11 protein-coding genes and 2 pseudogenes are annotated in these 11104 nt (G+C 66.3%); 6 read left to right on the top strand and 7 right to left on the bottom strand.

The window, feature by feature from the left end; all coding sequences use genetic code 11:
• The first annotated feature begins 57 nt into the window (after window positions 1–57).
• On the top strand, window positions 58–210 hold the full coding sequence (locus AB0H49_RS04255; RefSeq protein ID WP_357247997.1) for a hypothetical protein: 153 nt from the start codon (window positions 58–60) through the stop codon (window positions 208–210).
• A 37-nt stretch (window positions 211–247) separates the two neighbouring features.
• On the opposite strand, the gene AB0H49_RS04250 is transcribed toward AB0H49_RS04255, so the two are convergent.
• The 3 genes from AB0H49_RS04250 to AB0H49_RS04240 form a co-directional block, all read right to left on the bottom strand.
• The gene (locus AB0H49_RS04250; RefSeq protein WP_357247014.1) at window positions 248–1273 is read right to left on the bottom strand and encodes an alpha/beta hydrolase; all 1026 of its coding nucleotides are present in this window, start codon (window positions 1271–1273) and stop codon (window positions 248–250) included.
• A gap of 157 nt (window positions 1274–1430) precedes the next feature.
• Window positions 1431–1877, bottom strand: a complete 447-nt coding sequence (locus AB0H49_RS04245) for a nuclear transport factor 2 family protein (RefSeq protein ID WP_357247011.1) — start codon at window positions 1875–1877, stop codon at window positions 1431–1433.
• A 10-nt stretch (window positions 1878–1887) separates the two neighbouring features.
• Window positions 1888–2472: an NAD(P)H-dependent oxidoreductase gene (locus AB0H49_RS04240; protein WP_357247008.1), complete on the bottom strand. Its 585-nt coding sequence runs from the start codon at window positions 2470–2472 to the stop codon at window positions 1888–1890.
• 155 nt (window positions 2473–2627) lie between these two features.
• Here AB0H49_RS04240 and sigJ point away from each other — a divergent pair, with 155 nt between their 5' ends.
• The 3 genes and pseudogenes from sigJ to AB0H49_RS04225 form a co-directional block, all read left to right on the top strand.
• A complete protein-coding gene (sigJ, locus tag AB0H49_RS04235; protein WP_357247005.1) occupies window positions 2628–3518 on the top strand; it encodes an RNA polymerase sigma factor SigJ in 891 nt (296 codons plus the stop codon).
• Window positions 3519–3556: 38 nt separating this feature from the next.
• A pseudogene (locus tag AB0H49_RS04230) lies at window positions 3557–3775 on the top strand (hypothetical protein); the annotation flags it as partial.
• Window positions 3776–3841: 66 nt separating this feature from the next.
• Window positions 3842–3992, top strand: a pseudogene (locus AB0H49_RS04225) (nucleoside deaminase); the annotation flags it as partial.
• Here AB0H49_RS04225 and AB0H49_RS04220 read toward each other — a convergent pair.
• Window positions 3989–4561 (bottom strand): helix-turn-helix domain-containing protein, encoded by a 573-nt coding sequence (locus tag AB0H49_RS04220; protein WP_357247002.1) that lies wholly within the window; start codon window positions 4559–4561, stop codon window positions 3989–3991. The pseudogene AB0H49_RS04225 and the gene AB0H49_RS04220 overlap by 4 nt on opposite strands.
• 91 nt (window positions 4562–4652) lie before the next feature.
• Between AB0H49_RS04220 and AB0H49_RS04215 the strand changes: the two genes are divergently transcribed.
• Window positions 4653–5864: a pyridoxal phosphate-dependent aminotransferase gene (locus tag AB0H49_RS04215; RefSeq protein WP_357246999.1), complete on the top strand. Its 1212-nt coding sequence runs from the start codon at window positions 4653–4655 to the stop codon at window positions 5862–5864.
• Window positions 5865–5999: 135 nt separating this feature from the next.
• Here AB0H49_RS04215 and AB0H49_RS04210 read toward each other — a convergent pair whose 3' ends face one another.
• Window positions 6000–6860 (bottom strand): TIGR03619 family F420-dependent LLM class oxidoreductase, encoded by an 861-nt coding sequence (locus AB0H49_RS04210; RefSeq protein WP_357246996.1) that lies wholly within the window; start codon window positions 6858–6860, stop codon window positions 6000–6002.
• A 268-nt stretch (window positions 6861–7128) separates the two neighbouring features.
• On the opposite strand from AB0H49_RS04210, the gene AB0H49_RS04205 reads away from it, so the two are divergent.
• Entirely contained in the window at window positions 7129–8331 is a 1203-nt protein-coding gene (locus AB0H49_RS04205) for a site-specific integrase (protein ID WP_357246993.1), read from the top strand.
• A gap of 782 nt (window positions 8332–9113) precedes the next feature.
• Here the strand turns inward: AB0H49_RS04205 and AB0H49_RS04200 are convergent.
• Together AB0H49_RS04200 and AB0H49_RS04195 are read right to left on the bottom strand one after the other, a co-directional pair.
• On the bottom strand, window positions 9114–9566 hold the full coding sequence (locus tag AB0H49_RS04200) for a hypothetical protein (RefSeq protein ID WP_357246990.1): 453 nt from the start codon (window positions 9564–9566) through the stop codon (window positions 9114–9116).
• Between the two features lie 4 nt (window positions 9567–9570).
• Window positions 9571–10359: a hypothetical protein gene (locus AB0H49_RS04195; protein ID WP_357246987.1), complete on the bottom strand. Its 789-nt coding sequence runs from the start codon at window positions 10357–10359 to the stop codon at window positions 9571–9573.
• Window positions 10360–11104 lie beyond the last annotated feature (745 nt).

Here is an 11104-nt window from a genome sequence, read left to right as displayed (position 1 = left end):
CAGCTTCTCACCGATTGCGGAGCGATTCGTGCCGCGATCGATGCCACTGTTGCCGACATGACCACTTCGACAAGTCCATCTGCCAGCTCTTGCCACCTGCTTGCCGGGCGGGGCGCCCTGGTCACCGGAGGATCGCGCGGTATCGGGCGCGCGATCACCAGCCGGTTGGCCGCCGGCCAGAACATCCGCGCCGACGGCGGATTGACCTGACCGAACACGCTGGGGTGCCGCTCCGGCGCACGCGGATTCAGAATCCTCGCGCGGTCAGCCAGTCACCGAGCAGACGCCGGAATTCGACAGCGGTCGGCTCCAAGGTCAGGCCATGGGTGGCTTGGTCGATGACATGGGTCGTCACATCGCGGCTGCCGGTGAACAGATTGCCCTGCAGGCGGGCCCGGTCGACGTCGAAGACCCGGTCCCGGCCGCCCGCCACGATCAACACCGGCACCGTGACCTGACCCAGCCTCGCCAGGTCGATCGCCGTGGCTTCGGTCAACGTGACCATGTCGCCGCAGGGATTCAGTTCGCGTTGCGCCGAGGCGGGCGCTCGAACCTCCGGGGGAGATTGCGCCAGGAAATTGTCCTGGAAAGACGCGAGACTCGGCGTCAGGTAGGCGTAGCCGGGCGCGCCCGCGGTCGAGCGCTGGCCGCCGGACAGGCAGGTCGCTCCCCACGTCAGGGTCCCCACCAGCGTCTCCCCGCTCAGCGCCAGATCGGAATAGGACAGCACGCCCAGAGCGTCGACGTCACCGTACGAGTAGGTCGCCACCTGCGCTACGGCGCCGCCCAGCGAGTGCCCCAGCAGCGCGATCCGCTCGAACGCGACCGCTCCCTCGGCGGCCGTGTAGCGGCCGGACCGCAGTTGCTGCACGATCTGGTGCGCGACATCGGCTTGCCCGCCGACACAGCTGAGCAGACCGGATGGTTGCCCGCTCGAGCCGTAACCGATCCGATCGATGGTGACCGAGACGTGCCCGTGCGCCGCCATCTCCCGCGTGTGGTCGTAGCCGGGAGCATCGTCGAACCGCCAGAACCATTCACCCAGTTCGAGCCCGTGCAAGTACAACGACACGCTCTCTGCTGAGGCCCCGGCGAGCTTGTCGAGGGGGCCGGTCAAATGACCGCGCACGTCGTAGGTGGCGCCGTCGGTGCCGCACGGCACGCCCGAGGTATTGGTATTGCGGACCGAGAAGACGACCTCACGGTCGACGATGCCGCTCGCGGGCGCGGCCGACACAGGCGTGCCCGCTGCGGCGACAACCCCCAGAAGCACCGAGCCGACCGCTGTTGCGAAGGACCGTTTCAAAACAGTGGACTGCGACATTTTCCTCGCCTTCGATAGGGAAACCGTCCGTGCTGTACACACTGTCAAGCGCCGCATCGACGGCAGCGGAACCTGGCCGAAACAGCTTCGATCCAGCTGGACTCCGTCACGGCTCCAGATCGACCACGCCTTTGCCGCTCGGGATGTCGAGCGGCACCGAGACCTGGTCGTGCGCGATCAACCACCTGCCGTCGATCTTCCGCATGCCATAGGTGACCCGGACCCACATACCACTCGTCGCCGCCCCGTTCTTCAGCGTGCCGCTGAGACGCGCGAAGGCGTGTCCGAATGCCACATCATCGCCCACGGTGAACGTCAGGTCGCGGACCTCATAGGTCACGGTCTCGAAGAGCGAGAACACCCTCGCCCAGTTCTCGAGTTTCGCCGCTCTACCGACATGCTGGAGTGGCGGCTCGACATCGAAGGACACGACGTCGGTCGTGTAGAGCTGCTTCAGGGTCTCGAGATCTTTGGCTCGCAGTCCTTCGACCGCCTTGTCGATTTGCCTGCGGAGCTCGGCGTCATCCGTCTGGAAGTCGTTGAACATGGTCATGCTCGGCTCCTCAGGACTCGACGAGAGCGGATTCGGTGTCGGCGCGCAGCGGTGCGAGCGCGGCGCTCCAGGCAATGAGCTGATCCAGCGTCTTGTTCAGTGCGGTGACGTGGTGGACGCGCGGTGTGAAGGTGGTGTGGTTCTCGAAGTCGGTGAGCAGCGAGATCGCGACCTGATAGCTCACATCGGCCATGCCCAGCGTGCCACACACCACCCGCAGTTGCGCCACCGCGCGGGTGCCGCCGTGCACGCCGTAGGAGACGAATCCGACGGCCTTGTCGGTCCATTCCGCGCACAGGTGGTCGATGGCGTTCTTCAGCACCCCGGGGGCGCCGCCGTTGTATTCCGAGGTCACGACCACGAAGCCGTCGAACGCGGCGATCCGTTCGGCCCAGGCGCGGGTGTGTTCATGGATCGATGGGCCGAACATCGGCGCCACGGGCTCGTCCAGATGTGGCAGCGGGTGATCGCGCAGGTCGATCAGTTCGAACTCGGCGTCGCCGCGCCGCGATGCCGCGTCCATGACCCACTGGGCTACCTGCGGGCCGTTGCGGTTGGGCCGGGTACTGCCGAGGATGATGCCGATTCTGATCATTTTGCGAACTCCTGCTTTGCTGAGGGTGTGTCGATGTTTCGACGGTGCAGCGGTCCGGAATGTCAGGTCGCCTGATCGTGGCCTCTGGCGTGGCTGACATTTCGGGTTGCTGTTTCGTCGGTTCTGGTGAGGAGATAGATCGAAGGAGTTCGAAGATGTCCGACCCGCAGTTGCCCGTGGTGATGAGTGAGCGTCGTCAGTTGGTCAATCTCGCTTACCGGCTGTTGGGGTCGGTGGTCGAGGCCGAGGATGTGGTGCAGGAGACTTACCTGCGCTGGTACGCGTTGTCGGAGCGGCAACGGCGGGAAGTGGCCGCACCCGGTGCGTGGTTGACGACGGTGGCCAGCCGGATCTGTCTGGATTTGCTCGGCTCGGCGCGCGCGAGGCGGGAACGGTATGTGGGTGAATGGATTCCGGAGCCGGTGCCTGGGCGGTCGGAATGGCTGGATGGTTCCGACTCGGTCGATCCCGCTGACCGGGTCACTCTGGATGAGTCGATCAGTATGGCTTTTCTCGTCGTGCTCGATTCCATGACACCGGCCGAGCGGGTGGCGTTCGTCTTGCACGACGTCTTCCGGTATTCCTTCGCCGAGGTCGCCGAGGTTGTCGGGCGCACCCCGGCGGCGTGCCGTCAGCTCGCCTCCAGTGCCCGCCGACGTATCCGCACCTCGCAGGGTCCGTCGAGCACCGAGCACGCCGGGGTGGTCCGGGATTTCAAACGGGCCTGGGAGACAAAGGATATCGAGGCGCTGGTCGGCCTGCTCGATCCGCGAGCGATCGCGACGGCCGACAGCGGTGGGCTGGTACCGGCCTTCCGCGATCCGATCATCGGCGGTGAGCAGATCGCTCAGGCTTGGATGGAGATCGCCGCTCGCGGCCCCGCGATGAGCCTGCTCGAGCGCACGGTCAACGGCCAGCCCGGCCTGGTCGCACAGTTCGAGGACACCATTGTCTCGGTTTATGCCTTCGACATCGCCGAGGGCCGGATCACGCGCATCTGGGCGATCCGGAATCCGGAGAAACTACGCACCTGGACGGCCAGCTGAACCGAACAACGGAGTGTTCCCGCGACGGCGATCGCGTAGACCTGGTTCCCGTCACGTTGACGCCCACGTTGCCCAGCCGGACTGTGGAGTTGCTTCGTCGAGGGACCACCTACCGTTCGGCCGCCGCCCGGGCGTTCGCCGCGATCGCCGCCCGCACGATCAGATTTCCGCACCACGGCGCGAAAACCCCCACCGAGATAACTTGTTCGACGCGATTGCCCTGGCTTGCCGCGATGACGCTGGCCGTCTGGTCATAGGCGGGCCGCAACTCATCGCGCAGCGGTTTGCCGAGGGGCGTGAGCCGCACGATGCGGCTGTTGCTCAACACTTTCTACGACGAGTCCGCCACCCTGCGAGCAGCGGCGCCTGCCCATGCGCTACGCACCGCACGACGAAGCGGTCGGCGTCTATCGACTCTGGCAGGAACGCAATGGCGGTGAGCGACGTGTCGCGGGAACTCCGACGGGCGGTTAACGGTTCACCGGCGCAGCCAGGGAGCGCGTGCCCATGGCCACCTCGGTCGCGGCGGCCAAGTCGAGGTGGAGTTCGAGGTTCGGCGCTTCGGCGGGACCGTCGTGGTGGCTGATGCCCGTGCCGGTCACCACGTAGTGGAGGGTGGTCTCGCCGATGTGAACGGTGACGACCCCTTCGGTGATCAGCTCGGCGACCGCGCGACCCAGCGGCAGCGCGAACCAGTGCGCGCGCACGGCGTCGGTAGCGCCGCGTTCGCCGAGCAACGGTGCGCCCCAAGCCGAGAGCGCGTCAAGGACGGGTCGCAGACCGTGGCCGGACTCGGTGAGTTCGTAGACCGCGGTGGCCGCGCGCGGACCGACGCGACGGCGGGTGAGGATGCCGTCGCGCTCGAGATCCTTGAGCCGGGCGGCCAGCACGTCGGTGCTGATACCGGGCAGGTCCGCGAACAGGTCGCTGTAGCGGCGCGGGCCCGAGGACAGTTCGCGGACCACCAGCAGACTCCACCGGTCGCCCACGACATCGAGTGCGCGGCTCACGGCACAGAAGTGGTCATAGCTTCGGCGTGGCACCATCCCACTGTAACCAATCGCTTGGAAAATCCAAGTGCATACTTGGAAAAACCAAGTAGAGTGTGCGGCAACCGCACTGAAAGGGACGTTCATGCAGGTCAAGCAGTCGAGCAAGCTCTCTGGCGTGTCGTACGAGATCCGCGGCCCCGTGGCCGAGCACGCCGCGCGACTGGAAGCCGAGGGCCACCACGTCGTGAAGCTCAACACCGGCAACCCGCTGCCGTTCGGTTTCGAGGCGCCCGCGGAACTCCTGCAGGACATCGTCCGCACGCTGCCCGCCTCGAGCGGCTACTCCGCCTCCAAGGGCTTGCTCTCGGCGCGGCGCGCGGTGGTGCAGTACTACCAGACCCTCGGTGTCGACGATGTCGATGTCGAGGAGGTGTTCCTCGGCAACGGCGTCTCCGAACTGATCATGATGGCGTTGACGGCGCTGCTGGAGAACGGCGACGAAGTGCTCGTCCCCTCGCCGGACTTCCCGCTGTGGACGGCGGCGACCACGCTCAACGGCGGTCGTCCGGTGCACTACGTTTGCGACGAGTCCGCCGACTGGTTTCCCGACGTGGACGACATCGCCGCCAAAGTCACCGACCGCACCCGCGCGATCGTGATCATCAACCCGAACAACCCGACCGGCGCGGTCTATCCGCCGGAGGTGCTGCGCGAGATCCTCGAGATCGCCCGCCGTCACAATCTGGTGGTCTTCTCCGACGAGATCTACGACAAGATCCACTACGACGAGCTGACCCACACCGCGACCGCCGCGTTGGCCCCCGACCTGCTGTGCCTGACGTTCTCGGGTCTGTCCAAAGCGTATCGGGCCGCGGGATTCCGGTCCGGCTGGCTGGTGGTGTCGGGTCCCACCCACCACGCGGAGAACTACCTCGAGGGCCTGACGATGCTCGCCGGGCTGCGTCTGTGCGCGAATGTGCCCGCGCAGCAAGCGATTCAGGCCGCGCTCGGCGGACATCAGAGCATCGACGATCTCGTCCTGCCCGGCGGACGGCTGCGCGAGCAACGCGACCGCGCCTGGGAAGCGCTCAACGCGATCCCCGGTGTCTCCTGTGTCAAGCCGAAGGGCGCGATCTACGCGTTCCCGCGCATCGACCTCGACATGTACCCGATCCACAACGACGAACAATTCGTGCTGGATCTGCTACTCCAGGAGAAGTTGCACATCGTGCAGGGCACCGGGTTCAACTGGCACCGGCCCGACCATTTCCGCATCGTCACCCTGCCGCACGCCGACGACCTCGAAGCGATCATCGAACGCATCGGGCGATTCCTGGCGACCTATCGGCAGTGAACGTCGAGTGGCAGCCCCGCCCAGCCGTCGCGCGAATTCGAGGCCGTCACCGCGGTGGGCGCTCGCTTGGAGCGTCCACCGCGGAAATTCGTTGTGGTGCGGGTCTTTTGGCAGGACCGAGCGAGGGCGTCCGGTTCAGCTTCGGGTGGCGATGAATCGTTCGGCGAAGCGTGACAATTCGTCGAGTTGCTCGGCGGGGTCCGGGGCGGTGGCGCTGACGACCACCCGAGTGACGCCTTGTGCGGCGAAGGCGGCGAGGCGTTCGTCGGTCATGTCGATGCCGCTCCATCGGGTGTATTCGAGTGCGTCCGGGTCTCTTCCGGCTTCCTCGGCCGTCGAGCGCGCGAGTTCCCATTGCGTCGTTCGCTCCTGGGGGACCAGCGCGCCACCGGCGAAGTATCCGTCGCCGCGCAGGCCGACCCGGCGCGCGGCCGCCTTGCTCGATCCGCCGATGTGGATGGGAAGCGTCGACGCGTTGTAGGGCTTGGGGTACTGCACGAGGTCGTCGAAGCCGAAGAATTCTCCGTGGAAGCTGACGCCCTCCGCACCGCCCGCCCACAGCAGCCGCAACACATCGATCGCTTCGTCGGCGCGTCGCCCGCGGGCGCGGAAGTCGACGCCCGTCGCCGCGGCCTCCTCGGGGACGACGCCCAATCCCACTGTCAGCAAACGCATTCGGCCCTTGGACAGCACGTCGACGGTCGCCAGCTGCTTGGCAAGCACCACCGGGTGCCGGTACGGCAGCAGCAGCACACCGGTGCCGAGCAGGAGCCGGTCGGTCGCCGCGGCGACGTAGGCGAGGGTGTCGAGCGGGTCGAGGAACGGCAGCGTCGGCGGGACCTCGAAGTCGTGCAGTCGCGCGCCCGGATAGAGGACCAGGTGTTCGGGCAGGTACAGGCCTTCGAATCCGCATGCCTCCGCGTGGCGGGCGTAGGCGACGATCCGATCCGGATCGGTCCCGAAATGGGCGCTGCTGTAACTGACCGCGAACTTCATACCCGCATCCCTTCCGGCCCGACATCCGTTCGGGCGGCTGCACAGTTCTCCGCGTGCACAACCTCTGACCACGCCCGACAATTCCCAGCCTCGGTGTCCGTTGCAGAGGCGTCGAACAGTTCCCGACGGTGTGGCTGGCGCGAGCCGTGTCGATGCTCCGCAAAACCCGTCGCGCCACGATGTACCAGGTGCATTGCGGAGGCACGGGCAGCGCATAGGCTGGGGCGATGAATTTCGGTCGGCGGCAATCTGTTCTGCGTGGTGGCGCGTGAAGGAGGACAGTGTCGTCGCGCTGCCGGAGGTGGTGCGCAGCGAGTTGCGCCGCGGTGTGCGCAGTGTGCTCGTCGACGCGGCGGCGTTGCGGTTGGTGCGCGAACGTTTCGACGATGTCCAGGCCGGTTCGCTGCGCCGGTATCTGGAGGCCTCGCAGTCGGCGAACACGGTGCGCGCCTATCGCGCCGATTGGATCGCCTGGGCCGGATGGTGCGCGGCCGAGGGACGCCAGGCGCTTCCGGCCGACGCGCTCGATGTCGCGGTCTATCTGGCGGCCGCCGCCGACGCGCGACGCCCGAACGGAGAGTGGGCGTTCGGCCCGGCCACGCTCGAGCGCAAGTCGGCGGCGATCGCGGCGGTGCACGCCGCCAACGGACTGCCCTCCCCCACCCGCTCCGACGTGGTCCGTCTGACGCTGCGGGGTATCAGGCGCACCCGCCGCACGCCGCCCGCGCGCAAGCGTCCGATCCTGCTGCACACCCTCGATCAGTTGCTCGCCGGTCTGCCCGAACCCGGCTGGCCCGCCGAACCCGCCCGCCGTCGCGACGCACTGGTCTTGCTGATCGGTTTCGCGGGCGCGTTGCGCCGTAGCGAGCTGGCCGCCCTGCGCGTCGCCGACGTCCGGGTGAGCGTGGATCACGCGACCGGTGAACCGGTCCTGCTCGTACACCTGCCGACCACCAAGACCGATCCGACCGGCGCCGCCGAACAGCGCGTCGCCCTACCCCGCGGGCAACGTCCCCACACCTGCCCGGTCTGCGCCTACGCCGCCTGGGTCCAACTCCTCGAAATTTACACGGCCGCAGGGCCACTCGCCTTACGCGACCAGTGCGCCGCACCCCCACCCGACCCACGCATCCATCGCTGCCACGGCTTCACCGGCACACCCCTCGCCCAGCACCCGGACCTGCCGCTGTTCCCGACCATCACCCGCCACGGCGGCATCGGCGACCGCCCGATGTCGGGTCGCGCCGTCGCCGAACTCGTGAAACGCTACGCCGCCCGCGCAGGCCTCGACCCGAACCTCTTCTCCGGACACTCCTTACGCGCCGGCTTCGCCACCCAGGCCGCCCTCGGCGGCGCCAGCGACCGCGAGATCATGCGCCAGGGACGCTGGTCCAACCCGCGCACCGTGCACGGTTACATCCGCACCGCGAATCCGTTGGAGGACAACGCCGTAACCAAACTCGGCCTGTGATCCGTGAGGGACGGTCGAATGCTGCTGCGGCTTATGCCGGCCGCGTGGAACGACTGGTCTTTGTCATTCCGTTGGTGTGCTGGCTGCTGGCGGCGCGGTCGCCCCGGTATCGCCGACGAGAACGCCCGGTCCGCTGCACAGGGCTTCAGCCACCGGCTGGCCCGAGGGCGCCCCGGAAGGCTCGGTCACCGTGGTGACAATCGGTATGAGCCATCGTCAATGCCATGCATGATGCCCCCGCCGCTGCTCGACGCGGTCGCGGTGCCCCGCCTCGATGGCGGCCCACCCCGACGCGATCCCGATGTGGTGATCGCCGTCCGCGCCTATTCCGCAGCATCGAATCGAACCGAACTCTGCTGCGCCGCAACGGCATCCAAACCGTGATTCCTGAACGCCACGATCAGGTCGCCCAATCGCAAACGCAAGGGCCGCGCCGGTGGCCGGGCACCGAGCTTCGACATCGAGACCTACAAACGGCGCAACGTCGTCGAACGTGCCTTCAACAGAGCCAAGCACTGGCGCGCGGTGGCCACCCGCTATGACAAGCCCGCGATCACCTACCGAGCCGGATTCGTCCTGGCTCTCATCATCGAATGGCTGAAGTCATTGGGAGACACGGCCTAGTCGTGGCGGCCGACTGCCGAGGCCGACGCTGGACCTCGTCGACTGATCTGTTGTCGCCGAGCTGCCCGCCGGAATCGACCGCCACGTCCTGCGCCGTTCGAGCGCTTTCGCGCTGTAGCGGGTTGAAGCGCGTGCCACCGAGTGCGGGACCCGGGGCGTCAGTTCATGCGGAGGTGGGGTCGAATTCGGCGGTGACGCGCTCCACGAGTGCCCTGGCTTCGGGGCTGTTGTGATCGGTGGGCAGCTTTACGGGTTGCCCCGTTGATCGGGACGGTCACCGGCCGGCGGTTCGCCAGTACCTTTCCAGCACCGTCGCCGAGCGGTAGACCGGCCGCCGCCCGGATACGGCCCATGACAGTGTCACTGCCGACCGGCGGGAGGGCTACGACGCCCTGCGGCCACTGCACGCCTTTGATTTCGAAGAACCCATGGTAGCCGCCTATGTGCTGGTAGCCGACCTGGCTCCAGTACAAATCGTCTGGCGTCGAGCCTTGCGTTTGATTTATCTCATTGTTGAACGTTCCTTGGAACACGCCGCTGGTGGGTTCGAAGTGTGCATATTGGCCTGACACGGACGCCTGCGCCTCGAGCAGGTCGAACACAACTTCCATACCACTAGGAGCAGGCTGGTTGTTCTTGGAGTAGAGAGCCTTGGCGCCATCGATGTCGGGCGGGTTCCACATGTGCGGGACGACGTCGAGGTCGTTGGCGTAGCGCTGCACTCGTTGCAGGCGTTGGGTGGTGTAGTTGACGAATTCCTGATTGCAGAAACTCGGTCCGGCGGTCGAGAGCACGCTGATCTTGGCTTTCTCGGAATTGTCCCATAGCCATTGTGTCGCGTAGGAACAGGGCCAGCGTGGGTGACAGGGCACCGCCGAGGCTGTGGCCGGTGACGGTCAGGTCGATCGCCTTGTCGTCGAGCGCGCTCAGGAACTCGGGCAAGGTGTGACCGGCACCGGGACGGAGGCCGGAGGGTCTGATACCGAGGAGAGTTTTCACCCCGATGGCCGTGCCGATCGTGTGCCAGGCGGCGCTATTCGCGAACCACGGCGTCTGGAGAATGAAGGAGTCCTCGACCAGCCAGTCGAACACCAGTGCGTCGCTGCTGCCGGCCATGGCGATCACGTACCGGGAGCGATCCTCGGTGCTTCGCACCATGTACAGGGCGTTGACCGCGTACAAGTCGGTGTCGGACAGCGCTACTCCCGGACCCCAGACGATCTCCCACCCCCCGATGATCTCCTCGTTGGCGTCGAGATACTGCTGGACCTTCTGATAGAGCGTGCCCTCCAGGTCGTTGTCTTCTTTGCTGATGGTGTTGACCAGATTCGCGTACTCGCACAGCTGGTACGTGACCTTGTCCTGGAGAGTCGGCTCATCGATCGTCGTGAATCGTGCAGTCATGTACCGCTCCTTACCGTAGGAGTTTCATCCGAAACAGAGAGGAGAAAGCGGTGACGCGAATTGACACGCCGCGTCCGCATCAGGGAAAGACATCCCGGACCGGTAGCCGTGTATACGAGTCTAGACGATCCACCACACATGCGGGCGAATAACCTGCCTGTCCGGGACTTGGACATTTCAGCCTGCCAGTTTCTGGTTGGGTGGCCCACCACTAGGGTGCGTATCCCGATGATTCTGGCCTCCAGTCAGCTTGGCGTAGTTCGTATTCGACCTCGCCGTGTTCGGTGCCGGGCAGTGGGTCGTCGAAGTGCTGGTGGAAGGTCCGGACGTCGGTGAGGCCGGACTTTCATGACGCGGCGAGACGCGATGTCGACCGCCATGGTCTGGGCCCACACTCGCTTCACGGCGAGTTCGGTGAATCCCTTTCCGGATCAGCGCCCGCGCTGCCTCGGAGACGTAGCCCCGGCCCCTAGACCGATGCTGCGAGCCGGTAGCCGAGTTCCACCTCGGTGACACTGCCGTCGTCCGGTGGTTGCAGGGCAAGCCAGCCCACGAACGCTGCGGTGGATCGCTCGACGACTGCGAAGCAATCGCGTCCTACCTCGAATAATTCCGGCATCCCGCTACTTCCCAGTTTTTGGGAACGGATTGCAGTTTGCGTCCGTGCACGGGGTCCATATGCCTCATGGGCACGTCTCCTGAATTTTCGGGACAGGTATCGATCTCGCCGCACGCCGCCACGACC

Origin of the sequence: Nocardia sp. NPDC050713, from assembly GCF_040654315.1 — a bacterium.
In the GTDB taxonomy this organism is placed as follows: Bacteria; Actinomycetota; Actinomycetes; order Mycobacteriales; family Mycobacteriaceae; genus Nocardia.
Note: the sequence above shows the minus strand (reverse complement) of the source record. Positions and strands in the feature narration are given on the sequence as shown.

Coding starts and splice junctions, on each gene's coding strand:
- AB0H49_RS04210 (WP_357246996.1), bottom strand. CDS start 6,860: ATGAAGTTCGCGGTCAGTTACAGCAGCGCCCATTTCGGGACCGATCCG.
- AB0H49_RS04195 (WP_357246987.1), bottom strand. CDS start 10,359: ATGACTGCACGATTCACGACGATCGATGAGCCGACTCTCCAGGACAAG.
- AB0H49_RS04215 (WP_357246999.1), top strand. CDS start 4,653: ATGCAGGTCAAGCAGTCGAGCAAGCTCTCTGGCGTGTCGTACGAGATC.
- AB0H49_RS04240 (WP_357247008.1), bottom strand. CDS start 2,472: ATGATCAGAATCGGCATCATCCTCGGCAGTACCCGGCCCAACCGCAAC.
- AB0H49_RS04245 (WP_357247011.1), bottom strand. CDS start 1,877: ATGACCATGTTCAACGACTTCCAGACGGATGACGCCGAGCTCCGCAGG.
- AB0H49_RS04255 (WP_357247997.1), top strand. CDS start 58: ATGACCACTTCGACAAGTCCATCTGCCAGCTCTTGCCACCTGCTTGCC.
- AB0H49_RS04200 (WP_357246990.1), bottom strand. CDS start 9,566: ATGGAAGTTGTGTTCGACCTGCTCGAGGCGCAGGCGTCCGTGTCAGGC.
- sigJ (WP_357247005.1), top strand. CDS start 2,628: ATGTCCGACCCGCAGTTGCCCGTGGTGATGAGTGAGCGTCGTCAGTTG.